Source organism: Paenibacillus sp. FSL K6-4396 (genome assembly GCF_038002525.1).
In the GTDB taxonomy this organism is placed as follows: Bacteria; Bacillota; Bacilli; order Paenibacillales; family Paenibacillaceae; genus Paenibacillus; species Paenibacillus amylolyticus_B.
This window is the reverse complement of the sequence record NZ_JBBOCR010000001.1, coordinates 5,428,668-5,453,073: the sequence shown is the minus strand read 5'-3', so window position 1 is coordinate 5,453,073 and position 24,406 is coordinate 5,428,668. Positions and strand designations below refer to the sequence as shown.

22 protein-coding genes are annotated in these 24,406 nt (G+C 43.6%); 21 read left to right on the top strand and 1 reads right to left on the bottom strand.

Translation table 11 applies throughout. The features are described from left to right. Window positions 1-5 precede the first annotated feature (5 nt). From MHB85_RS23840 to MHB85_RS23805, 8 genes are all read left to right on the top strand, one after another. Window positions 6-284 (top strand): hypothetical protein, encoded by a 279-nt coding sequence (locus MHB85_RS23840; protein WP_091020292.1) that lies wholly within the window; start codon window positions 6-8, stop codon window positions 282-284. A gap of 209 nt (window positions 285-493) precedes the next feature. Next, window positions 494-700, top strand: coding sequence for a hypothetical protein (locus MHB85_RS23835; RefSeq protein WP_181155580.1), 207 nt, complete (start codon window positions 494-496; stop codon window positions 698-700). Window positions 701-775: 75 nt separating this feature from the next. Continuing rightward, window positions 776-1,255: a DinB family protein gene (locus tag MHB85_RS23830; RefSeq protein WP_091020290.1), complete on the top strand. Its 480-nt coding sequence runs from the start codon at window positions 776-778 to the stop codon at window positions 1,253-1,255. A 41-nt stretch (window positions 1,256-1,296) separates the two neighbouring features. Next, window positions 1,297-2,175, top strand: coding sequence for an aminoglycoside phosphotransferase family protein (locus MHB85_RS23825; protein ID WP_105601721.1), 879 nt, complete (start codon window positions 1,297-1,299; stop codon window positions 2,173-2,175). Window positions 2,176-2,240: 65 nt separating this feature from the next. Further along, on the top strand, window positions 2,241-2,588 hold the full coding sequence (locus MHB85_RS23820) for a hypothetical protein (RefSeq protein WP_341073818.1): 348 nt from the start codon (window positions 2,241-2,243) through the stop codon (window positions 2,586-2,588). Window positions 2,589-2,827: 239 nt separating this feature from the next. Beyond that, window positions 2,828-3,829 (top strand): endo-1,4-beta-xylanase, encoded by a 1,002-nt coding sequence (locus MHB85_RS23815; protein ID WP_341073817.1) that lies wholly within the window; start codon window positions 2,828-2,830, stop codon window positions 3,827-3,829. Between the two features lie 203 nt (window positions 3,830-4,032). After that, on the top strand, window positions 4,033-4,203 hold the full coding sequence (locus MHB85_RS23810) for a hypothetical protein (protein WP_017686928.1): 171 nt from the start codon (window positions 4,033-4,035) through the stop codon (window positions 4,201-4,203). A gap of 166 nt (window positions 4,204-4,369) precedes the next feature. Next, entirely contained in the window at window positions 4,370-5,188 is an 819-nt protein-coding gene (locus MHB85_RS23805) for a purine-nucleoside phosphorylase (RefSeq protein ID WP_036617166.1), read from the top strand. Between the two features lie 119 nt (window positions 5,189-5,307). Here MHB85_RS23805 and MHB85_RS23800 read toward each other — a convergent pair whose 3' ends face one another. Continuing rightward, entirely contained in the window at window positions 5,308-6,384 is a 1,077-nt protein-coding gene (locus tag MHB85_RS23800) for a LacI family DNA-binding transcriptional regulator (protein ID WP_192133297.1), read from the bottom strand. 540 nt (window positions 6,385-6,924) lie between these two features. Here MHB85_RS23800 and MHB85_RS23795 point away from each other — a divergent pair. From MHB85_RS23795 to MHB85_RS23735, 13 genes are all read left to right on the top strand, one after another. Beyond that, window positions 6,925-7,785, top strand: coding sequence for an ABC transporter permease (locus MHB85_RS23795; protein ID WP_223200008.1), 861 nt, complete (start codon window positions 6,925-6,927; stop codon window positions 7,783-7,785). A gap of 16 nt (window positions 7,786-7,801) precedes the next feature. After that, complete coding sequence (locus tag MHB85_RS23790; RefSeq protein ID WP_036617174.1) at window positions 7,802-8,683, top strand: carbohydrate ABC transporter permease; 882 nt, start codon at window positions 7,802-7,804, stop codon at window positions 8,681-8,683. Between the two features lie 55 nt (window positions 8,684-8,738). Next, entirely contained in the window at window positions 8,739-10,346 is a 1,608-nt protein-coding gene (locus MHB85_RS23785) for an ABC transporter substrate-binding protein (RefSeq protein WP_192133300.1), read from the top strand. Between the two features lie 25 nt (window positions 10,347-10,371). Beyond that, window positions 10,372-11,844 (top strand): glycoside hydrolase family 32 protein, encoded by a 1,473-nt coding sequence (locus MHB85_RS23780; RefSeq protein WP_341073816.1) that lies wholly within the window; start codon window positions 10,372-10,374, stop codon window positions 11,842-11,844. Window positions 11,845-11,872: 28 nt separating this feature from the next. Then, window positions 11,873-12,772, top strand: a complete 900-nt coding sequence (locus MHB85_RS23775) for an ROK family protein (protein ID WP_192133304.1) — start codon at window positions 11,873-11,875, stop codon at window positions 12,770-12,772. Window positions 12,773-13,036: 264 nt separating this feature from the next. Next, window positions 13,037-13,459 carry a GNAT family N-acetyltransferase gene (locus tag MHB85_RS23770; protein WP_341073815.1) on the top strand — a complete coding sequence of 141 codons (423 nt, stop codon included), beginning with the start codon at window positions 13,037-13,039 and terminating at the stop codon, window positions 13,457-13,459. 130 nt (window positions 13,460-13,589) lie between these two features. Continuing rightward, window positions 13,590-14,015, top strand: coding sequence for an acyl carrier protein (locus MHB85_RS23765; protein WP_206759561.1), 426 nt, complete (start codon window positions 13,590-13,592; stop codon window positions 14,013-14,015). Window positions 14,016-14,107: 92 nt separating this feature from the next. Next, a complete protein-coding gene (locus tag MHB85_RS23760; RefSeq protein WP_047843977.1) occupies window positions 14,108-15,304 on the top strand; it encodes an acyl-CoA dehydrogenase family protein in 1,197 nt (398 codons plus the stop codon). Window positions 15,305-15,447: 143 nt separating this feature from the next. Next, entirely contained in the window at window positions 15,448-16,254 is an 807-nt protein-coding gene (locus MHB85_RS23755; RefSeq protein ID WP_105601713.1) for a phosphotransferase family protein, read from the top strand. Between the two features lie 74 nt (window positions 16,255-16,328). Then, complete coding sequence (locus MHB85_RS23750; protein WP_181155579.1) at window positions 16,329-17,135, top strand: helix-turn-helix domain-containing protein; 807 nt, start codon at window positions 16,329-16,331, stop codon at window positions 17,133-17,135. 88 nt (window positions 17,136-17,223) lie between these two features. Further along, window positions 17,224-17,931, top strand: a complete 708-nt coding sequence (locus tag MHB85_RS23745) for a thioesterase II family protein (RefSeq protein ID WP_167483659.1) — start codon at window positions 17,224-17,226, stop codon at window positions 17,929-17,931. Window positions 17,932-17,954: 23 nt separating this feature from the next. Beyond that, window positions 17,955-20,522, top strand: coding sequence for a non-ribosomal peptide synthetase (locus tag MHB85_RS23740; protein WP_105601710.1), 2,568 nt, complete (start codon window positions 17,955-17,957; stop codon window positions 20,520-20,522). 20 nt (window positions 20,523-20,542) lie between these two features. Beyond that, window positions 20,543-24,394 carry an SDR family NAD(P)-dependent oxidoreductase gene (locus MHB85_RS23735; RefSeq protein ID WP_181155578.1) on the top strand — a complete coding sequence of 1,284 codons (3,852 nt, stop codon included), beginning with the start codon at window positions 20,543-20,545 and terminating at the stop codon, window positions 24,392-24,394. Window positions 24,395-24,406 lie beyond the last annotated feature (12 nt).

Sequence of the window (24,406 nt, the reverse complement as noted above, 5' to 3'; positions counted from 1 at the left end):
AGGTATTGACGATTAACAAAAGAATAATGAATCTATCAGCCTGGCTTGCTGTATTAGCCATCCTATGTATTCCTGGAACTTTACATACTGAAGATGGACCGCTCCGAACAGAGTATGGTTTCCCAATCCGATTCTTTACGGATTATCATTATGCCAACTCGGATGGAACAATCTGGTTTATATCTGGTATCTATTTAAATGTACTTCTATTTTTGTTCAATGTCCTGTTTATTTATGCAGGAATTCATGTAATCTTGTATATAAAAAAGAAATTAACTAAATAAATTGAACTGAATATTTACACAAAACGGAGAGGACAGAAAGGACCTGAAGAAGCGGAGTGTTCGCCTTTATCCCCGGATTTTAACTTTATAAAAGGAATCAAAAAAATCTGGGGATAACAGCGATCGGAAGGTTGTTCTGTCATCGGAGTGGTAAGTGTAAATATTCAATAGTGCAACTTTATATAGAATATAAAGATGGAGTGATTACGATGAAACAACTTCCAGTAGAATGGAAGTCAGACCGACTTATTATCTCAAATGTGGAAGAATCCGATATTCCTGAACTTGAGTCCATATATGAGACCAGTCGGTACTTGCATCAATGGGATGGACAAGAGCACGATCGGAACTATGTAAAAGAATGTTTTGAAGAAGGCCACCTTCCACCGGGAGGCAGGGATATGGACAAGAATTAATTCGGAGGATACCTTTGCCAATACAGAATTGATCAAATCTCTCTGAAAAATATGCTGATAAAGGGGAATATACCAATGGAAACATTCTTTCGTTATAACTGGATGGTGCGTGAGCAATGGTATGTGTGGTGTGAAGATGTACCGCTTGAAGAATTGCTTCGGCCTCGCATGGGCGGAGTAGGCAACATATTACAAACATTATTTCATATCATTGATGTAGAGTGGAGCTGGCTTCAGTTGCTTCAGGACAAACCGGATGATGCAGAAGATTTTGCAAACTACCAGAATCTTGAGGCAGTAAGGCGACTCGATCGCAAGTTACGTCCTGATGTGGAGGCATTTGTTACAGCATGGGATTCGAGTATGGAAAAAAGAGCTTTTATTGATCATCGCTCAGCTGGCAAGGTCAGTACATATTCATGGGGAGAAGTAATGCGACATGTGATCGCCCATGAGATTCACCATATGGGACAGCTGTCGGTATGGGCCAGAGAATTGGGTAAGCAGCCTGTATCCGCCAATGTCATTGGCAAAGGCCTGATGATACCTGACTAACAGGGAGAAAGCGGCATGACATGAATGAACGGAGGAAAACGATGACAATTCAACTTAGCCAGATGAATTGGATAGAACTGGATGAATGTATCCAGCAGGTGATTGAACAGGAGGTTCAGATCATTCCCTTGCCACCTGGACTGGAAGCGAGTGTGATGAGAATTGAAATGCAAGATCAGCAGTACGTATTGAAAGTCTGGGACAAGGATTCCAAACCGGATATCGCCAAACAATATCGATTATTGTCCAAGCTTTATCAAAGTGGAATTCGTGTTTCCAAACCCTACGGTTGGGGATTAGACGAGCAAGAGAATCAAGTGCTGTTAACGAGCTATGATGGAAAGCCGCTTAACCAATTAACACAAACCAAACTGACACATTTGGCTGAGCGATTAATGGAGGTCCATCGTTATCCGGTGAATGAAGTGAGTACTGGAGAAGATGAAGAATACATATTCAGGTACGATTTTGTTCAATACTTTTTTCCTCAAATTGAATTACATGACGATATAAATGATCTTCTGGCAAACTTGATCCAGCAGGTCCAGATCAGACAGGACCGCTTGATTCATGGCGATTATAATCTGGGAAACATTCTTGAGATGGACAACCGTTACAGCATCATCGATTGGACTAATGGGCAGTATGGTGATCCAAGGTACGATATGGCATGGTCTGTTTTTCTGATCACCATCTATAATGGGGAAAGTTACGGCGAGATGTATCACGCTCAATTTGCACGTTCTGCAAGTTATGTGTACACGCTGGAAGAGGAGCAGGTTTTTGAAGCTGTGGCTTGCCTGCGCTGGATTCTGTTAAGGCGCGTTGGGGATGTACCCATGGGGCCAGATGTAATGGAAAGGGTTCACAGCATGGCTGTCCATAATCCGTATTTGAATGAACACCTGCTGTTTAAATAAAATAAACAGCCAGTCCTAAACTAGCGATCCTCGCATACCTATGAGAGTAGAGGAGCGTGATCGATATGGAGCAGAAAGTACAAACCTACTTTGACCTGAAGCAGCAGCAAAAAGATATTGAGCAGCAGTTGTCTGTACTACGAGATGAGATTGTCGCGTATTTTACAGAACAAGGGGTCTATGAGACACAGGTTGGTGGTTACACCGTGAAAACAGTGCTGCAGAACCGGAAGGAATACGATGATCAGAAGCTGTATGCTTCTCTTCCAGACCCGGACATCTGGCGATTGTTGTCCAAGGTAGACAGTCATAAGCTGAAAAGCCTGATTAAGCTAAACATTCTGTCCGAGGAGCAAATTAACCCGGCATGCACAGTGAAACAGGTGACCTTGCTACAGGTAGACAAGCTGTAACGCTTCATACTCTCTTTGTACATGTGTTGAATTTAACTGAACCTCCCGATCACAAAACACCTTCGAAGAAATGTTCTGTTGCGATGAGCAGCGGAACAAACGTGGAGGTGTTTTTGTTTTGCGAACAGGGCCGAGGATCATAAATAGTTAAATATGAGGGGGAAGAAGTATAATTTGTTCATTGTAAGCGTATTCAACAAACGATATGATGGATAAAAACTGGCAGGGAGGAATTGTAAATGCCAACCGAAATTCCATCACTACATGCTACGTACGCTAATACGTTCAAAATAGGTGCTGCTGTACATACCAGAATGTTGCAGTCCGAAGGGGATTTCATCGCCAAACACTTCAATAGTATCACGGCTGAAAATCAGATGAAATTTGAAGAAATTCACCCGGAAGAGGATCGTTATACATTTGAGGCGGCGGATAAAATTGTTGATTTTGCTGTTGCCCAAGGGATTGGGGTTCGCGGACATACTTTGGTCTGGCATAATCAAACATCGAAATGGGTCTTTGAGGATACCTCAGGTGCTCCCGCTTCCAGAGAGCTGGTATTATCTCGCTTGAAGCAACATATTGATACGGTAGTAGGTCGGTATAAGGGGCAAATATATGCGTGGGATGTCGTCAATGAAGCTATTGAAGATAAGACCGACCTGTTCATGCGGGACACGAAGTGGTTAGAGCTGGTGGGGGAAGATTATTTGCTGCAAGCGTTCAATATGGCTCATGAAGCTGATCCAAATGCCCTTCTTTTCTATAATGACTACAATGAGACGGATCCGGTCAAACGGGAGAAGATCTACAATCTGGTTCGGTCTTTGTTGGATAAGGGAGCACCTGTACATGGAATCGGCATGCAGGGACACTGGAATATCCATGGCCCTTCCATTGAAGAAATCCGAATGGCTATCGAGCGTTATGCTTCACTGGATGTGCAGTTGCATGTTACGGAGCTGGATATGTCCGTGTTTCGTTATGAGGATCGTCGAACGGACCTCACCGCGCCAACTTCGGAGATGGCTGAGCTACAGGAGCGTCGATATGAAGAAATCTTTAATTTGTTCCGTGAGTATAAATCATCCCTTACCTCTGTGACGTTCTGGGGAGTAGCGGACAATTATACATGGCTGGACCATTTCCCGGTTCGTGGGCGCAAAAATTGGCCCTTTGTTTTTGATCAACAGTTGCAGCCTAAGGAATCATTTTGGCGTATCATTAACCCTATGTCCTGAACATCAGGGAAGTGGAGAGAATCGGTCACGATGTGGCCGATTTTTTGCTGTACTCAATATAGATTATGAGGTACGGCAATCTCGTGAATGACAGAGGTGTTGATTTGTGTAGATGATAAAAATATGGTATTAAATGGAATTGTGTGATAGGGTAAAAGAAAGGCAATCTCGAACAATATTCTTTTCCGAAATGAGTTGAGAAGATGGATCGCACCCGCAATTATCTGTTAATATTTGCAGGAAACTTGGTCGCTGCGTATTATATTTTTGAAGAAGGCACTTTTGCCAAACCGCTGATGTTTGCAACATTCATGCTGTTACTGATCATGACAATCGATTACATGAAAAGTAGAAACAAATATACATTGGAATAGGGTATGTCCATGTTTTTAAACGATTCTGGAGCATAGGGTCGTTTTTTTTATTGTATATAGAACAGCTTCCATTTACATCATGACCATTGTTCATTACACTTGATGAGTAGCAACTCATTACCTCAGTTTTCGTTAACTCAATTCAGATCATCAGGAGGATATCATTATGCATCAATCCGCACATATTCAGGAAGCAAGAGATTACATATTAAACCGAATCCATACCAAACCTGCCGTAGGCATGATTCTGGGTTCCGGACTGGGAGCGCTCGCGGATGAGATTGAAAATGCGACCGTTATTCCGTATACAGATATTCCGTATTTCGCCCAATCGGAGGCTATCGGTCATGCCAATGAATTGGTTATTGGTGAACTGATGGGCAAAACGGTTGTAGCGATGAAAGGCCGCCTTCATTATTATGAAGGTTTTACATTGGACGAAGTGACTTTCCCCGTTCGTATCATGAAGGCGCTGGGTGTCGAGCAATTGCTTATCACCAATGCCTGCGGAGCCATCAACACAAGCTTTGAGCCGGGTCAACTGATGCTCATTACAGATCATATTAACCTGGTAGGCAATAACCCGTTGATGGGACCAAATAATGCTGAACTGGGTGTTCGTTTTCCAGACGTATCACAGGTATACAATCGTGAACTGCGCAGTATTGCCCTTAAGGTTGCAGAAGAGCAGAATGTTGGCCTGCAGCAAGGTGTCTATGCATGGTGGAGTGGCCCGGCATATGAGACACCAGCGGAGATTCGCATGATTCGTACGATGGGTGCGGATGCAGTGGGTATGTCCACGGTACCTGAAGCCATTGTTGCCATTCATGGCGGTATGAAGGTACTAGGCATTTCCTGTCTGACCAACATGGCCTGTGGTATTCTGGATCAGCCGTTAAGTCATGATGAAGTTATTGAAGTGGCTGCGCAAGTGAAAACAACCTTTATCGGACTTGTAAAAGGCATTTTGAAAGAGATCTAATCGCGAGATGATTTTTTATCTAGGCCACGATGGATAGGATAGAGTTTCCATCCAGCCAAATCGAAACCACAAAAAAACGTATGTTTCACGAGTTGTTACTCGTGAGACATACGTTTTTTTTATTTTGCAGAACTATGAACCATCTGAGAATGATCGTCCATGATTGCTGGTGTGGACTCCCTGATAATGGGTTTGGTCACAATGTGGGAGACCTGATACGGCTGTGTCGGGCTATTAATCCGGGATAACAGCATCTCCGCAGTCTTAATGCCCATCTCATTGCTATAAATATGAACCGTTGTTAATGCTGGCTCAATAATTCGAGATTGGGGTGCATTATCAAATCCGCATATCGCAATATCCTGTGGCACAGCGACATTTCTGTCTTTTAACGCCCTGATCAGATCAACTGCTATAAAGTCATTAGCGCATACGTAAGCGGAAGGTAGGGATGCCAGCTCTCCTACTCGCTGGTTCAACCATCCTGGCTTGGAGAAACACAGGCGATCATTATCTACGATGCAATGGGACAGGTCGACCTGCAACCCCGCCTCCAGCATAGCACGCTGATATCCAACCCATCGTTCATTAAAGCTCTTGCAGTGATTGTAATCTCCGACGAATCCAATACTTGTGTAGCCGCTCTCAATTAATTTTGTGGTTAACTGATAGATGCTATGTTCATTCTCCATGAGTAGCAGATCTGCTTTGAATTCGGGATAACATATGTTGGAAGCGCAATCGATAAAGATGGTGGGAATGCCCAGATCGGTAATCAGCTGTGTATATTCCAGATCAAATAATTCAATGCAAATGATGCCGTCTACTTTGGCTATATCAAAATTGTTGGGAAGTGTAAGTGCATCTTGATCGTCTTCACGCACGATGTGAATCGAGAGATTATATCCCTCCGCACTGATTCTTTTCTCCAAACCGCTGATTAACAACGAACCAAAGTGAGATGTATTAGGCAGGTTTTCAGTTAACAGGGCGATATTGCCCGGAGCCTTGGTTAGAACATGCTCATTTTCCATATAGGCAAACTGTTTATATTTAAGTTCAATTGCTTTTTTAATTACACGATTTCGGGTCTCATCCGGGATGTTTCCGCTATCATTTAATGCTTTGGAAGCCGTATTCCTGGAAATCCCCAAAGCATCAGCAATGTCTTGTATCGTGACTTTTTCCTTTGCCATCTAATGCTTCACCTCTAATCATCAATAGTTATCCATATTCTTCTCTAAGTCAAATGTATAATAGAACGGGACAAATAGCAATCTCTGTTTTACAAATGCACAATTACATTTACATTTAGATAGTCGAATTCTATTTTCATAATTGTTCCAGAAGTTTTGTTAATTAGTGTAACAATGATAATCTATTACAGTCATGATATAGAAATATCTATGCGGGTATTAACGATTCAGTGCTGTATATATGCAAATTTAATCCTCTTTAGTTACATTAATGCAAAGATAAAATGATCAAATGCACAAATATTTTTTTACAAAACGTATTGACTAAATCTGTTGAAACCTGATAAATTGTAAATTATCAAATAGGCAATTGTAAATATTGAAAGCCCTTACTGAAAACAATTGTCAACTTCTAGAATGAACGGGGGTATCGTGTTGGATAACATAGCCGACAGCAAAAAGGGCGGAGGAAGGGTACTGAAAGTGAGGACGACAAGCGGTCATAGGTTACAGCAGCTCAAAAAAAATTACTTTTTATATATGTTGCTTGCACCAGCCTTAATTTTGACTCTTATCTTCAAGTACATTCCGATGTACGGAGCCATCATTGCGTTTAAGGATTTCAGTCCGATCAAAGGCATCATGGGCAGTGATTGGGTAGGACTGAAGCATTTTGAGAAATTTATAGCTTCACCCAATTTCGATATCATTTTAATGAATACGCTTAAACTCAGCTTTTTGGGATTGATATTCAGTTTCCCGGTGCCCATTTTACTGGCACTCATGCTGAATCAGGTACGCAAAGCTGGCATCAAGAAAAATATTCAATTGTTTCTGTACGCACCCAATTTTATCTCGGTTGTTGTCGTTGTGGGTATGCTGTTCATCTTCCTCTCACCGACAGGGCCGATTAATCAATTAGCCACATGGATTACAGGTCAGCCGATTATGTTCATGTCTGAACCGGAATATTTCCGCTGGATCTACATTTTGTCCGATATCTGGACCGGAGCCGGCTGGGCTTCCATCATATACGTCGCGGCTTTGGCCAATGTTGATCCGGAGCTTCACAATGCGGCTAATCTGGATGGAGCTAATCTCCTTCAGCGTATTCGCCACATTGACCTTCCAACGATTCGTCCGATTATGGCCATCGTCTTTATCCTTGCAGCTGGCGGGATTATGTCCATTGGATTTGAGAAGGCCTATCTGATGCAGACGTCCATGAACCTGCCGTCCTCCGAGATTATTGCCACGTATGTCTACAAGGTGGGACTACAGTCTGGAGATTACGCTTATTCTGCGGCAGTTGGATTGTTCAACTCGGTTATCAATGTGATTCTGCTAGTGACGGTGAATCTGATCGTGAAGAAATTGAATGAAGGCGAAGGCCTCTATTAGGAAAGGAGTATTATCCATGGTTGTTAAACACACGGGAATGGATCGATTGATCCTCACACTCAATGCCATTTTTCTCACCTGTGCTGTACTGGTTGTGGTTGTTCCCCTGATTTATATTGTTATCGCCTCATTCATGGACCCCACGGTGTTACTGAATCGTGGACTGTCCTTTAATGTATCGGACTGGAGCCTGGACGGATATCAGATGATTTTGTCCAATCCAGCCATGATTCGGGGGTTTGCAAATGCGGTATTGTACTCGGTTTCCTTTGCACTGATCACCGTGACCGTATCCATATTTGCAGGTTATGCATTGTCGGATGATAGGCTCGCGGGACGTGGATTTTTCATGATTATCTTTATCATTACCATGTTCTTCGGCGGGGGATTAATCCCTACGTATCTACTCATACGTAATCTCGGCATGCTGGATACGGTGTGGGCGATCATCATCCCTGGAGCCGTTAACGTCTGGAACATCATTCTCTCCAGAACCTTTTTCAAAGGAGTCCCTCGAGAACTGAAAGAAGCTGCAAACGTGGATGGAGCCTCTGAGATGAAGATTTTCTTCCAGATCGTCATTCCGTTGTCGAAACCGATCATTTTTGTACTCGCACTTTATGCGTTCGTTGGGCAATGGAATTCCTATTTTGATGCAATGATCTATCTCGATAATCCGAACCTGCATCCGTTACAGCTCGTTCTGCGTTCCATTCTGATTCAGAATCAGGCTGCACCGGGCATGATCAGTGATCAACTCGCGATGGCAGAACTGAAACGGCTCTCCGAGATGATTAAATACTCAGCGATTGTCATTTCGAGTCTGCCACTCATCATCATGTATCCGTTCTTCCAGAAGTATTTCGAAAAAGGTGTCATGGTCGGTTCCCTCAAATAGTGAACAGCCTGCGATACAGTAAGTTGATCCAATCCAACTCATGGAGGTCATTATTATGAAAAAAGTGAACAAGTCCAAAAAAGCCGTTACAACGGCATCCATTTCCATGTTATCTGCAATGCTCTTTCTAACCGCCTGTGGCGGAGGTGGAGGCGGCGCGGCAAGTGAGGCGCAATCCCCTGATGGCAAGGTGACATTGAATTTTATAACACAGAGCTCTCCGCTGGCTCCCGCTGATCCAAACGACAAGCTGATTAACAAGCGACTCGAAGAGAAAACCAATGTGCATATCAACTGGAAGAACTATACGAGTGATGTGTTTGCAGAAAAAAGAAACCTGGCGGTTGCCAGCGGTGATTTGCCGGATGCCATTTTTGATGCAGGTTACGGGGATTATGATCTCCTGAAACTGGCGAAGGACGGGGCGATCATTCCACTTGAGGACATGATTGAACAACACATGCCTAATCTGAAAAAGGTGCTGGAGGAAGCTCCCGAATACAAGAGCATGATCACGGCTCCAGACGGACATATCTATTCATTCCCATGGATTGAAGAACTCGGAAGTGGCAAACAACGGATTCAGGCAGTGGATAACTTGCCCTGGATTAATGTGGAATGGTTGAACAAGCTTGGACTGAAGATGCCAACGACAACCGAAGAACTGAAAGAAGTATTGATCGCGTTCAAAACTCAAGATCCAAACGGCAACGGTAAGGCCGACGAAATTCCGTTATCTTTCATTAACAAACCGGGCGGAGAAGATCTGACATTTCTCTTTGCGGCATTTGGACTCGGAGAGAACTGGGATCATACCGTGGTAACCAATGATGGGAAAGTGGTCTTCACAGCAGCTGATGAAGGCTACAAGGAAGCGGTTAAATACATTCATGAGTTGGTTCAGGAAGGGCTGATCGATGTCGAATCGTACCAGCAGGATTGGAACACGTACCTGGCGAAAGGCAAGGATAACAAGTACGGCATGTACTTCACATGGGATAAGGCTAACATTACAGGCATGAATGATACGTATGATGTTCTGCCTCCGGTTGCCGGGCCTAACGGAGAGGTCAATGTCACAAGAACAAACGGGATTGGGCTTGATCGTGGTCGCATGGTCATTACCAGCAGCAATAAAAACCTGGAATCCACAGCGAAGTGGGTAGACCAACTGTATGATCCGCTCCAATCTGTGCAGAACAACTGGGGTACCTATGGAGACGAGAGTCAGCAAAATATTTTTGAATTCGATGAAGCCAAAGGCATGCTGAAACATCTTCCGCTGGAAGGATCTGCACCTGTGGAACTCAGACAAAAAACCAGTATCGCAGGACCATTGGCCATTCTCGACAGTTATTATGACAAATACACAACCAAACCGGAAGATGCGGCTTGGCGCATGGAACTTCTCGACAAGGTTATGGTTCCGCATATGAAAGCGGAGAACGTATATCCAAGTGTGTTCTTCTCCATTGATGAACTGGATCGATTGTCCACGATTGAGACCGATCTCTTCGCCTACGTGTTACGTCTGCGTACAGAATGGTATCAAAACGGGAAAATAGATCAGGAGTGGGATGCTTACTTGAAAGAGCTGGATCGCCTTGGATTGCAAGAATGGCTACAGATTAAACAAGCAGGATATGACCGTAATAACAAATAAAGAAAAGTACGGAGGAGAAACCATAATGTCGACAATTCTTAAACAAGATTACAGAAATGAATACCATTTTTCACCGAAAGAGAAGTGGATGAACGACCCGAACGGCATGGTGTTTTTCAATGGGGAGTATCACTTGTTCTATCAGTATCATCCGTTTGGTACCACATGGGGGCCGATGCATTGGGGTCACGCGGTAACCCGAGATCTCGTCACTTGGGAGGAACTTCCTGTAGCTCTGGCACCGGATCAACATGGCATGATCTTCTCCGGCAGTGCGGTGGTGGACTGGAACAATACTTCTGGATTTTTCGAAGATGAGCCGGGGTTGGTAGCCATTTTTACACATCATCTGGAAGTACCAAATGATCATCCTGTACAGCGTCAGAGTCTGGCGTATAGCAAAGACAACGGCAGAACCTGGACCAAATATGAGGGGAATCCGGTATTAACGCATGAGTCCTTTGTTGATTTCCGTGATCCCAAAGTGTTCTGGCATGAGCAGACCAAGGAATGGATTATGATTATCGCTTGTGGTCAAACGGTATGTCTGTACCGATCTCCCAATCTGAAGGATTGGACGCTAGGAAGTGAATTTGGCGAAGGGATAGGTTCACACGATGGCGTGTGGGAATGCCCGGACCTGTTCCCACTTGCAGTGGATGGAGATTCAGGGCAGGTGAAATGGGTGATGCTCGTTAGCATCGGTGCAGATCCTGCATTCATAGAAGGGTCCAGAACGCAATATTTTACCGGAGATTTTGATGGAAGTACATTTGTTCCAGATGAGGCATCCCATACGATTCGCTGGATTGATCATGGCCGGGATAACTATGCGGGAGTTAGTTGGTCTGACATTCCGGCTGAAGACGGCAGACGCCTGTTTATGGGGTGGATGAGCAACTGGATGTATGCCAATCAGACGCCAACCAATGATTATCGTGGAGCAATGACCATTGCCCGGGAGCTGTCACTGGAGACAAGATCCGGAGAAGTCATACTGATTCAACGTCCTGCACGTGAACTTGAGCAAGCACGTACGCCAGTATTGTCCCTACAGGATGCTTCGATTCAGCAAGTGAGTGAGCAGTTGAACGCTTTGCAACTAGTGAACTATGAGATCCATGCAGAGTGGGCTCAGGATCAGTCGTTCCATTTTGCCTTAAGAAGCGGAGCTGACAACGAAACGCTCGTTGGCGTAGACGCCAACCGAGGGGAAGTATATATCGATCGTAGTGGATCGGGTATCGGCGATTTTCATGAACATTTCCTGAGCTGCCATGCAGCTGAGTTAAAAGATGTAAATGCGAATCAAAGTTTGCGTATCTATGTAGATCATTCATCTGTGGAGGTATTTGCAAATGATGGTCAGGCGGTTATTACGGATCTGATCTATCCGGATGTGGATTCCAAGGGCATCTCTGCTCATGCAGAAAATACAGATCTGGTATTCTCCTCACTTCATATCTATGAGATATCACCAACCAAGGCTAAAGGTTAATTGTAATGAAGGAAAGGAGCCCAGAACGATGCGTATTGGAGCCATAGAAGCGGGCGGAACGAAGTTTGTATGTGGTGTAGGTAATGAGCATGGACAGATTGAAGATCGGATCAGCTTTCCAACAGAACATCCGGAGACCACTCTTGCCAAGGTGATCGACTATTTCAGGGATAAAGATGTGGAAGCCATGGGGATCGGCTCCTTTGGTCCGATTGATCTACAACCGGATAGTCCCACCTATGGTTATATTACGACCACACCTAAGCCTGGGTGGGGAAACTGTAATGTGATTGGAACCTTGAAGCATGAATTTCCGGTTCCTTTTGGATGGGATACGGATGTGAATGCTGCCGCGCTCGGTGAAGTGACGTGGGGAGCGGCGCAAGGGCTGGATAACTGTGTATATTACACGATTGGCACAGGAGTTGGTGTCGGACTTGTGGCAGGGGGCCAACGAGTACACGGATTGTTACATCCCGAGGGTGGACATATTCGGACAAGACGCCATCCAGACGATCACTTTGCCGGATTATGCCCGTATCATGGCGATTGTCTGGAGGGGATGGCAGCCGGTCCAGCCATTGAAGCTCGCTGGCAGATCCCTGGCAGTGAACTGCCGGCAGATCACCCGGCGTGGGAGATCGAATCCTTTTACATTGCGGAGTCGATTACTACGGCCATCTTGCTTCATTCGCCGCAGAAGATCATCTTGGGTGGTGGTGTGATGCAGCAAGATCATCTGTTTCCTATGATCCGGGAGCAGGTAGTGCGGAATCTCAATGGTTATGTAAATGCTGCCCCAATCACGCAACATATCGACCAATATATTGTGCAGCCCAGATTGGGCCAGCATGCAGGCTTGTGTGGTGCGCTAGCATTGGGTCTGGAAGCATTACAACATGCAGCACAAGCTTCACATGTTTCATAGTTTTCTATAGTAATCTACATCCCAGAATGGATGGCTGCGGGTTCGCTTATTTCTATAAGCAAGACTGCACCGTCCTTTTTGGGCTTTTTTATTTTTTGAGGAGTTCAATATGTTTGAAAAATATAGTGCATTCTAAAATCCGGTGTTGCTCAAGTGAGCTGCCAAAGGTATGATTTTTAGTGTTCTATCCCTATCATGCGACAAGACATTCAAAATTTAACGTGTTTCTAATGGAAAGGAATTCAACAAATGAACCCAATAACAATGCGTCAAGCTGTACAGGCAGACCAAGAGCAACTCGCTGATTTGCGAGCCTTGGTATTATACGATGATCTAACCAGGCTGGGAAGGTACGATGATGTGAAGGTGCGTGAACGTTTCCGGAATACATTCAATCCTGCCCAGACACAGATTATTGAAGTGGAGGGTTCAATGGTAGGTTGTGTAGCGTTGAAGCCCAAGTCTGAGGCATATCTATTGGAACATTTCTATATACATCCCGATTATCAAGGCCAGAGAATAGGAACTCAGGTACTGAATATGCTGCTGGAACAGGATGAAGTTCAGGGGAAACGGGTTATTTTAAATGTTTTGCAGGGAAGCCCTGCTCGGCGATTGTATGAACGATTTGGATTTATATTGGACAGTGAAGATGAGGTCGATGTGTTTATGTCAAAGCACCTTTGAGAGAATGAATCCTTGTCGCAAGATAGGGATATCATCTCGAAGGTGGGAACCTATTAAATATTTGTGAATACATGGCAATAGTGATTGCTTGACTCAGGAAGATTATGATAGTATCGAAGTCAGAGAATATATGGAATATTTACAAAATGTAGGACTTTTTTATTCCGATTCCTATACTCTTAGGCAAACGTTCGAACAGATTCTGATCACAGAAATGGTGTCACAAAAATGGATTTTCAAAGATTACATGTCTCATATGGAGGAGGAATCTTTTTTGCAAGAATATCCTGTGGCTTATGATCAGTTTGATATTCACTTCTATCAGGTCGTGGAAATGTTTTCTGAACAAAAGCTGGATGTAAGTGCGTTGGATGAGGATTTAAGAGTTCTTGGATTAAACTCCATTTCATTTATCAAACTGATCATTGCCTTGGAGAACGAATTCAATATTGAGATGGACGATGAGTATCTTGAATTGGAGAACTTCACAACATTGCAACATTTGAAAGACAGTTTGCGTAAGTGCATCAATTATGAGATTCCCAATGAGTCATAAAAGGAAAATGACGACACAAGCTCATATCAGACAATCACAGCATCGAGTTCCGTTTATTGGACTTATAACCTCAAAATCAGGAGTGATATGTGATGAAAGTTGAACTGAATGCGGAGCAATTGATGTGGCAGGAACAATTCAAGGATTTTGTAGACAGCGAGATTATTCCATATGCTAGTTTAAATGACAGCGAAGAACGAATTCACCCGGAACTCCTTGCGAAAATAACAGAGGCTGGTTATCTGGGCTCCATGTTGCCAAAAGAATATGGCGGGATGGAACTGGACAATATCACTATCGGGATTCTTAACGAAGAGGTTGGACGTGGGTGCTCCTCTGTAAGAAGTTTGTTAACCGTTCAGGGGATGGTGGGTTTAGCCATCTTGCGTTGGGGAACGGAGCAACAAAGACAGTACTGGTTGCCTGCATTAGCTACGGGAACAACTTTGGGTTCATTCGGATTGACAGAACCGAGTGTTGGAAGCGATGCCAAAAGCATTGAAACAACGGCCGTATTAGACGGAGATGAATACATACTTAACGGTCATAAAAAATGGATAACCATGGGGCAGCTCGCAGACGTATTTTTGATTCTTGCCCAATGTGAGAACAAGCCGACAGCGTTTATCGTGGAGAGAGATTCCATTGGGTTCAGCGTTGAACCTATGAGCGGGTTGCTTGGAGCGAGAGCATCGATGATTGCTGAACTGAAAATGGATTCTTGTCGTATTCCGAAGGAAAACCTCCTGGGTCAAGTCGGTACAGGGTTATCACATGTTGCTTTACCTTGTCTGGATTATGGAAGATACACGATCGCTTGTGGCTGTGTAGGTTTAGCCAAGGCATGTCTGGATGCATCGGTACATTATGCCAATTCCAGAATCCAATTCGGAAGAGCTATACGAGAGAATCAAATGATACAAAAAATGATCACTGAAATGTCAGTGAATATGAAAGCGGCACGGATGCTGTGTTACAGAGCAGGATATTTAAGAGATGTGGGTGATCCAGAGAGCATTATGGAAACTTGGACTGCCAAATACTTTGCTTCAACCATGGTGAACAAAGTTGCCAGTGATGCGGTGCAGATTCATGGTGCCAATGGTTGCCATCGAGACTATCCCGTAGAGAGATATTATCGGGATGCCCGGATCAATGAAATTATCGAAGGTACGACTCAAATGCATGAGATTTTAATCGCAACACAGGAGGTTGTAACACACCGCCGTGAAATGAGACGTTCAAATAAAGCAGAAAAAGTTAAGGATAGCGCGAATCGAAACGTTTAGATTTTGCATTGCAGGACCTAAGGAAGAGCCCTTTTTTTGCATTAGGCAGGATCATTCATTATGCTATGAAAAAAGGGCTTGATCATTAGGTTCTTTGATGATTTACCATAATTGATTTAGGAAAGATACGGAGTTGATTAGGATTGAAACGGATTGGGCAGGGACAGACAGCGGAAATATTCAGACATGGTGAAACTTCAATTTTGAAACTTTTCAGAGAAGATTTCTCTGCGGAAGCGATTCAGCATGAGTTTGATAATACTCGAATCGTTTTGGAACTTGGAGTTAAATGCCCACAAACAATCGATATGGTGACGATCAATAATCGTAAAGGTATCATATTTGAGTTGGCCAGTGGAAGGACACTTTTGGAAGAGATGATTATTAAACCATGGTCTATTGAGCGCAGAGCAAGGCAGATGGCAGCACTTCATCATCAAATACACCAGCAATCGGGTGAACAGATTCAACAAAAGCATAAGACTGTATTAGAGAAGAATATATCAAACGCAAGAGATCTATCGGACATTGAGAAACAACAGATTATGGACTATGTACATAGTTTGCCGGAAGGCAGATCTCTATGTCATGGGGATTTCCATCCTAATAATGTGATTACAGGCAAAGAATCCTGGATCATAGACTGGATGACAGGCGCATCGGGCTGTCCAGCAGCAGATGTGGCAAGGACGCTAGTATTATTAAAATACGGAAATTTGCCCAAAGGCGCTCCATTGATGATGAAAGTTCTGCTGAAGATAATCAAAAGCAGGATGAGTAAAACGTATATCGAGTATTACTTGTCTCTCTCGGGCATGGACATTCGCGAGATACATCGATGGGTTCTTCCCATTGCTGCAGCCAGACTAACGGAGTGGATACCACCTGAGGAAAAAAAGGATTTATTGGATTACATTCGTAATCAGCTTAAAAAATTCAACACAACTTAGATCAAGATTAGGAATGAATGTATAACACCGTACTTGTCAAAACCGTCCGAAAAACAATCAGGAGGTTAACGATAATGGATTTCCAACTACGTTCTGTTGTTTCTTATGATATGGTCGTCCGTGAAAAAAAACATCTATTTGACTTGTCTCTCAGAAGACAGATTGCCATATTTGAGGTTATGGATGCCTTGGAAATCAGTGTGTTTAGCAAAACGGTGCAGGTTAAGGCAGGGGCTGTGCTGCTGGCAAATAAAATAAGACTGCAAAACTACGATAAACCTGTTCTGAAAATGAGAGGTATTATTTTTGGATCGGATCTGCTTGAGCGACTGCCAAGCTGTCACATATTAAGTGAGAATGGTAGTAAACACTATGATCTTGCTGTAAGTCTGTTGAACCGAACGGTAGAGAGTAGAGAAGACATCGAAATAGCTGAAAGAGATTTTCTTGAAGTATACTCCAGTTACTATCAAACGAATCTGGCTAATTTGATGCGACCGGAAACGGATCGGGAGGACTCGGTCAAACGGAACTTGGTCATGATATGCAAGTATATCCAAAACAATTATGAGCAGCCAATTACTCTGCAATTTCTGGCGGATATGGTTGGTTATAATCCAGTGTATCTGTGTAATCTGTTTTCTAAGGTTTTCAATGTTTCGCCACTGAAGTACCTACAGCAGATTCGGGTGGATAAGGCACAGGAGTACGTAACCAAGACGGATCTTCCAATCTCTGAAATTACGACGAAGTTAGGGTACAGTTCTAGTACACAATTTAGTGCAATGTACAAGAAAAAAGTGGGCAAAAGTCCAACCGAACATCGCAATCAATTCAGAAGCAACAAGGGAGATTTCCCCCTATCTATTCAATCTACATAATGTATTCAATAACACAGAAAATATTGTATTTTTTTACGTAAAATGATAAATTACGATAAAAATAAGAATACGAGGAATGATAGGGCTAATGAAGAAAATTCAACTTTTTTGTTTGCCTCATGCAGGTGGATCAGCCATGATTTTTCATCGCTGGAAATCATCTTTAAGCCCTTTTATTGACGTAATACCGATCGAATTAAAAGGAAGAGGCGCTCGAGTGGGAGAACCGTTCTATGAAAGCTTTGAAGAAGCGATTGAAGATATCTACCCTGCGGTTTCCTCGCTAATTCATGGGCCTTATGCTATTTTCGGACATAGCATGGGAAGCTGGATGGCGCTCGAACTATATTACCGACTTGCACAGTCAACGAAACAATTGCCTGAACATATGATGCTTTCAGGCAATCGTGCACCCCATATTTTCAAGGATGAGAATATTCACGCATTACCAGACGAAGAGTTCAGAGAGACGATTCAGAACATGGGTGGAACGTCGGATGAGGTCTTTACCAATAAAGAGCTCTTTTCGTTATTTGCCCCTGTACTTAGAGCCGATTTCAGGATTGTCGAACTCTATCGTTTTCAACCTAAGCCTTTCAAGGTTCAGAGTGATATTACTGTGTTAACTGGCCGAAGCGATACTCGAGTGAAATCTAGCGATCTGATCGGATGGAAAAAGTACGCTGGTTCACAATGTGACATTGTCAAATTGGATGGAGGACACTTCTATATCCAGGAAAATATTCAGGAAACAACGAGAATTATAAATGAAAAACTGCAACCTTACGTAATCTAGTTGACAAGGAGTGTGTTCCAGTTATGAGCATGGATAACTTGGCTCAATTATTTAACTCCCTTGGTTCAGTCACAGACAGAGGTATTACTTTTCTGAATGGCAGCAAAGAAGAAAAGGTTGTATCGTACCAATCCCTTCTGCAATCAGCCAAAATCCGGTTAGGAGAACTTCAGGCATTTGGGATGAAGCCGGGTAATGAATTGATCTTCCAACTGAATTCGGAAGAAGAGTTTATTGTCACCTTTTGGGCTTGCACGCTTGGAAAAATCATACCGGTTCCGATAACCGTAGGCGGAAATCAGGAGCAAAGAATGAAGCTTTACAATGTGTGGAAAACGTTGAACCATCCGTTTATTGCTGCTGATCAGGATCTCACGGAAAGTTTGGACAAGTTTGCCCGGAAGAATGGATTGGAAGAGGTTGTCCGCGAAATGCATGCCCGAATCTTTATAGTACAGGGCATCTCGAACGTACGAGAAGAACCTATTGTTGAGGGAATTGAAGCTAACATCCAGCCGGATGACATAGCCTTTATCCAATTTTCTTCAGGTTCTACAGGACAAACCAAGGGTGTAGTAATTACACACCGCAATGTCATGATAAATATACAAGCTATGAATATAGCAACCCAAATCTCCTCTAATGACCGTTCTTTGAGTTGGTTACCCCTGACCCATGATATGGGTCTGATTGCGTTTCATCTTACAAGTACCTTCCAAGGTCTGCAACAGTTTATTATGCCGACTTCCTTATTCATCCGTCACCCTACATTATGGTTAACCAAAACTTCTGAACACCGTGTCACCCAACTATATGCTCCAAATTTTGCTTATAAATATTTTCTGGATTCATATAATCCACTAACCTTTTCATCAACGGATTTGTCTTCGGTACGTTTTATTATGAACGGTGCTGAGCCGATATCTCCGGCACTATGTTTCAATTTTTTGGAGGCGATGAGTCCTTATGGACTGGCCTCCAATACAATGCTGACGGCGTACGGTTTGGCCGAAGCAACCGTTGGTGTTTCCTTTGGTAACGTCGGTGATTTGACTTGTTATGTACTGGACAGACGATATTTGGAGACCGGGAAACCCTTCATAGAAGTTGAACCGGGCTCGGAACATGCTGTTTCTTTTGTCGAAGTAGGCAAGCCGGTTCAATACTGTGATGTACGAATATGTGATGATGATGATAAGCCGGTCGAGGAATTGGTGCTGGGCAGTATTCAAATTAAAGGATTGAGTGTAACAAGCGGTTATTACAACAATGCGGCAGCTACGGAAAAAGCAAGTACAGCCGATGGATGGATTCGTACTGGAGATATTGGATTTATGAATGATGGCGCAATAGTCATTACGGGCAGAACCAAGGACATTATCTTCATCAATGGTCAAAACGTATATCCGCATGATATTGAACGTGTAACGGAGGAACTGGAGCAATTTGATCTGGGGAAAGTCGCTGTATGTGGTGTCTACAATCCACTTACAGGATCGGAAAGCGTTGTAATGTTTGTACTGTATAAAAAGGACTTGCCATCTTTTATTCCAAGAGTTGGAGAAGCAAAAGCACATATTCAACAGCGGATGGGGATTGAACTCAAGTCCGTGCTACCCATTAAGCAAATTCCTAAAACGACGAGTGGAAAATTTCAACGTTACAGGCTTCAGGAGCGGTACGAAGCAGGAGAATTTAGTGAAATGGAACAATCCATTCAGAGCATGTTAAGTCATAAGCATGAGATCAAAGAAGTACAACCAGCTCGTGATCATATCGAACAAAAGCTGATTGAGATTGTTGAGTCCGTAGCGGGACTTAGGAATGTCGGAGTAACGGATAACCTGGCTGAAGCTGGATTCGATTCGCTAAAAGTAACGCAGATTCATCAGGCAATCGATGAAGCATTTCCAGGCAAAATGGCAATTTCCAGCTTGTATTCACATACCTCTATTGTCTCATGGGGGAATCTGATCAGACAAGACAGAGTGGAACTGGAGCCTGTACGGATGGATCGGAGCTTCTTCCATACGGATCGAGGTTACGAAGCCTTGTCGTATCAATTCACTCTCCCAGCTTCATTGGTACAGGATATGCGACTGATTGCACAATCTGAAGCGATCAGTATTCATGTATTGGCATCAGCTATGTATGCTTACTTGTTACACACTTTGTCAGAACAACCCTCTATTGATATGCACATATCCTATGGTACAGCGAGAATGATCACACCTGTACGATTGAATTTCGATCAATACAAGACAATGAAAGAGCTCTTTCAAAATGTTCATCAACAGATCATAACCATGCCTTCGGATCGAGCGTTTCCTGTCGAGCAGATGAGCCAGATCAGAACAAGCAGCACGGAGTGGGCAATTATTCCTTTATATGGTGAACAGCATCTGTTCAAGGCATCGGACGATATACTGAACTATTACGATCTGATTATCCTAGTGTCTGACGAAGGTGATGATATTCTGCAGTGCAATTGTCGTTTTAATGGACGTAAATTAAAACAGAGCCGTGTGAAACGTCTTATTGCCAATTATGTGAGAGGACTTCAACTATTGGTACAACCGGAAATGAAATGAAATTTCATAGGGGGACGGCCATGCTTGATCAGTTGTTCGACAGAGAGCAATGGGAAGAAGATGACCAGGACACTGCTATTGAACTGGATATAACAACGGATAATAGACATGATATAGCTGTTATAGGTATCGGTGCGAAGTTGCCGACCGGAGAGTCGCTGGATGAATTTTGGAAGATGCTTGATTATGGAATTGATTGTATACGTGAATTGCCCAAGCATCGAAAGGGCCAGTTGGATCAATACTTGCTTCACAAGCAAGGTTCATTGGAGCATGTACGTTATTTGAACGGAGCTTATCTGGACGAAATCGATGAATTTGATTATTCCTTCTTCCGTATGAGTGCACAGGAAGCCAAGCTGATGAGTCCGGTCCAACGATTGTTTTTGCAAACGGTATGGCGTGCGGTTGAGGATGCAGGTTATGGTGGTGACCGTTTGGCTGGAAGTTCAACAGGGGTGTACGTGGGTGTAATCGGAGATCAAGAAGGTTACAAGTACAAACAGATGGTCGAGGAATTAAGTCCGGACATGTTACCAATCGCCACCGTAGGTAATCTTTCGTCCATCATTCCTGCAAGAATTGCGTATCTACTTAATCTGACGGGGCCGGCTATGGTTGTAGACACAGCATGTTCCTCTTCGCTGGTTGCTCTGGATATGGCAGTACGTGCGTTACGTGAAGGAAGTTGTGATATGGCTATCGCTGGAGGGATCAGGCTGAATATGATTCCACTGGATAAAGAGTATTACAAAATCGGTATTGAATCCAGTGATGGGACAACAAGAACCTTTGATGAAGATGCGGATGGATCGGGAATGGGTGAGGGTGTAGTAAGTGTTGTACTAAAACCTGTGGAACAGGCATTGCGGGATCATGATCATGTGTATGCAGTCATAAAAGGCACAGCCGTGAATCAGAATGGGTATTCGGCAGGGATCACAACGCCCAATGCGGTAGCTCATGAAAAAGTACTGACGCATGCTTGGCGTGATGCTGGAATTCATCCAGAGAGTCTTTCCTATTTGGAAGCACATGGAACAGGTACGCTCATTGGGGACCCGATTGAACTGGAAGGAATCCAATCGGCTTTTCGCAGATTTACGGACAAAAAACAATTCTGTGCGATAGGATCGGTTAAGTCCAATGTGGGCCATTTGTACGACAGTGCAGGGTTAGCGGGTCTGTTGAAGGCGATTATGGCACTCAGATCCAAGCGTATTCCCTCTACACTTCATTTTAATAAGCCAAACCCAAAATTTGAATTTGATAAATCACCAGTCTATGTCAATGTCATTTCAAGAGAGTGGGAAGGAGCGGCCACTCCTCGAAGATGTGGAGTCAGTTCATTTGGGTTAAGCGGCACCAATTGCCATGTCGTACTGGAAGAAGCTCCGAACATATCAGTGGAATTGGTGCGCGATGACCATTATCCCTTTTTGATCTCAAGTGTATCATCCGGAAATCTCTCCCGTCAGGTGCAATCATATGTGAAGTGGATCAATGAGAACCCGAAGGCCGATGTGAGGGATGTATGCTGCACAGCAGCTACTGGAAGACAGCATCATGCACACCGAGCGGTGTGGGTGGTCAGTTCGTTGGATCAATTGCTGCAGCATTTAAACGCCTTTCTTGCAGAACCCAAGACCGGTAAATATGAACAAGATACATTCAGGAAAAGTAATCAGATATTCACTTCGGAAGAACTTATCACGAAGTGGCATATCGAAGGATACGATAGAGCAACCGTGCTAGAGGAGTTGTGCACACATTATCAAGGTGGAGCTCAAATCAATTGGTCAAGAATCTATCCAGATGTGACCTATAACAAGTTGAGCTTGCCCACATATTCATTTGAGGAGAGTAAGTGCTGGATCGATACTAATACCGATAATTCGGTACAGACTGAGGAAGAAGCGATGTATTATTCATTGTCATGGAAGCCTTGGAGCGAGATCGGAAAGACTAACTCATCCAGCATCCATAATGTTGAACGTGTTTTATTAATACGAGATGATACGCAGCTACATGCAACCCAGTTGGTGAACCAAATTCGTGAAGCTGGAGTAGCAGTTATCGAAGTGATATTGGGAACATCTTACCTTCAACAGGATGCACAGACATATGTAATTCGAAATAACGAGAGTGATTACATCAAACTTTTGCAGGAAGTGTCCTTTGGAGGGCCCTATCGGATCGTGCATATAGCATCACTTGACCATGTAGAAACTAAGGAAAACAGGCTGGGCAAAGGTCTTATGTCTGTATGGAGACTTACCAAGGCATGCTCACACGTCATTGCAGAGCCGGTTGAGATGATTTTGGTGACAAGCTTTGCTAATGAAGTGACCGGTGATGAGAAAGTTCTGTATCCGGAGAATTCGGCGATGCTGGCTTTCGGACAGACGGTACAGCGTGAGATTCAGAATCTCGAATGCTTCTGTATAGATGTTGACCAAGATTGGGATACCTCTCAGTATATGCGTTACATTTTGGGGCCGTTGGAGAAGAAGTCTTTGGCGATTAGAAAAGGACAAGCATATCAAGCTGAATTCGCACCTGCTGATGTCTGTTCCATGCCTGATGCTGAGATGAACTGGAAAGAAGACGGCGTATATATTATTACAGGTGGACTTGGTGGTCTGGGGATGGAGATTGCTGAACGCTTACTGTCATTAGGACGTATGAATCTGGCTTTAATTGCAAGAACGCCACTGCCCAAACGTCACAATTGGGACATCATTCTAAATGCAAAAAATACTTCACCAGATCTAAAAAGTAAGCTTCTTCGGTTGCTTGATATGGAGAAACGGGCCGGACAGATGATGTATCTTGGAGCTGATGTTGCCGATCCAGATCAGTTAAGTCATGCCATTGATCAATTAAGAAGTCGATTTGGATGTATACGTGGCATCATCCATGCAGCAGGCGTTGGGAGTACACAACAAGCTGACCAGATGACTGAGGAAGAGTTTACAGCAATGCTGGCTCCGAAAGTGAAGGGGACTCCTCTGCTGGATCAGTTAACAGCCGAAGATCAGCCAGATTTTCTAGTCATGTTCTCGTCCGTCGCTACGTTATTTGGTTCTACTGGACAGGCTGCTTATGCCGCCGCGAATGCATATCAGGATGCCTATGCCCCGATGCGGAACCGCAAAGGGATGCGTACAATAACGCTGAATTGGACTACCTGGAAAGAGGTAGGCATGGCTTCCAGAGCCGGGTTTGATTTTGACACCTTATTCAAAGCGATGCCCAAAGAGTGGGCATTGGATCGATTGTTCGAAATAATGGGAAAACAGACCGACCGTCTGCTGGTGGGGGAAATGAACTGGAATTCACCCTATTTAAACATTTTGAATAACTACCACTTTCATCTTGATGCCAACATCGGACAAAGGTTACAAAAATTGATGAGAAAACCGGAGAGTGCAAAGCAAATATCAATGAAGAAGGAATCCGCTTCTACTGTTCAGATCCGAGCGGAAGAGTATGAACTTGAATTGGAACCTTCCGTGGAGATGGACCGGACTATTGCGAATATAGTTGGACCATATTTAGGCATTAAAGAGATGAATGTACATGACAGCTTTTTCGAACTCGGTGCAGACTCTATTATGATTAAGCAGATTTTCTTGAAATTGGACAAAACTTACCCTGGAAAACTCATACTGACCGATCTGTTTGAATATCCAAGTATCTCCAGACTAACTACTTATATGAGCACCACAGAAAAGCAGAAGCCTCACCAGTCTCCTCATAAGGAAACTTTCGAAGAGGAACGGGATACAGATCTTGAGAATCTGTTCGATGAGATCGAACGTGGAGCAATAGATCTGGATGAAGCAATCATCAACCTTCAAAAGATGTAGGGGGACGTGAAG

Excerpts from the sequence above, each read along its gene's own strand:
- MHB85_RS23780 (WP_341073816.1), top strand. The coding sequence starts at position 10,372 with ATGTCGACAATTCTTAAACAAGATTACAGAAATGAATACCATTTTTCA.
- MHB85_RS23820 (WP_341073818.1), top strand. The coding sequence starts at position 2,241 with ATGGAGCAGAAAGTACAAACCTACTTTGACCTGAAGCAGCAGCAAAAA.
- MHB85_RS23805 (WP_036617166.1), top strand. The coding sequence starts at position 4,370 with ATGCATCAATCCGCACATATTCAGGAAGCAAGAGATTACATATTAAAC.
- MHB85_RS23750 (WP_181155579.1), top strand. The coding sequence starts at position 16,329 with ATGGATTTCCAACTACGTTCTGTTGTTTCTTATGATATGGTCGTCCGT.
- MHB85_RS23775 (WP_192133304.1), top strand. The coding sequence starts at position 11,873 with ATGCGTATTGGAGCCATAGAAGCGGGCGGAACGAAGTTTGTATGTGGT.
- MHB85_RS23795 (WP_223200008.1), top strand. The coding sequence starts at position 6,925 with ATGTTGCTTGCACCAGCCTTAATTTTGACTCTTATCTTCAAGTACATT.
- MHB85_RS23760 (WP_047843977.1), top strand. The coding sequence starts at position 14,108 with ATGAAAGTTGAACTGAATGCGGAGCAATTGATGTGGCAGGAACAATTC.
- MHB85_RS23810 (WP_017686928.1), top strand. The coding sequence starts at position 4,033 with ATGGATCGCACCCGCAATTATCTGTTAATATTTGCAGGAAACTTGGTC.
- MHB85_RS23735 (WP_181155578.1), top strand. The coding sequence starts at position 20,543 with ATGCTTGATCAGTTGTTCGACAGAGAGCAATGGGAAGAAGATGACCAG.
- MHB85_RS23800 (WP_192133297.1), bottom strand. The coding sequence starts at position 6,384 with ATGGCAAAGGAAAAAGTCACGATACAAGACATTGCTGATGCTTTGGGG.
- MHB85_RS23770 (WP_341073815.1), top strand. The coding sequence starts at position 13,037 with ATGCGTCAAGCTGTACAGGCAGACCAAGAGCAACTCGCTGATTTGCGA.
- MHB85_RS23740 (WP_105601710.1), top strand. The coding sequence starts at position 17,955 with ATGAGCATGGATAACTTGGCTCAATTATTTAACTCCCTTGGTTCAGTC.
- MHB85_RS23745 (WP_167483659.1), top strand. The coding sequence starts at position 17,224 with ATGAAGAAAATTCAACTTTTTTGTTTGCCTCATGCAGGTGGATCAGCC.
- MHB85_RS23765 (WP_206759561.1), top strand. The coding sequence starts at position 13,590 with ATGGAATATTTACAAAATGTAGGACTTTTTTATTCCGATTCCTATACT.
- MHB85_RS23830 (WP_091020290.1), top strand. The coding sequence starts at position 776 with ATGGAAACATTCTTTCGTTATAACTGGATGGTGCGTGAGCAATGGTAT.
- MHB85_RS23790 (WP_036617174.1), top strand. The coding sequence starts at position 7,802 with ATGGTTGTTAAACACACGGGAATGGATCGATTGATCCTCACACTCAAT.
- MHB85_RS23835 (WP_181155580.1), top strand. The coding sequence starts at position 494 with ATGAAACAACTTCCAGTAGAATGGAAGTCAGACCGACTTATTATCTCA.
- MHB85_RS23825 (WP_105601721.1), top strand. The coding sequence starts at position 1,297 with ATGACAATTCAACTTAGCCAGATGAATTGGATAGAACTGGATGAATGT.
- MHB85_RS23815 (WP_341073817.1), top strand. The coding sequence starts at position 2,828 with ATGCCAACCGAAATTCCATCACTACATGCTACGTACGCTAATACGTTC.
- MHB85_RS23785 (WP_192133300.1), top strand. The coding sequence starts at position 8,739 with ATGAAAAAAGTGAACAAGTCCAAAAAAGCCGTTACAACGGCATCCATT.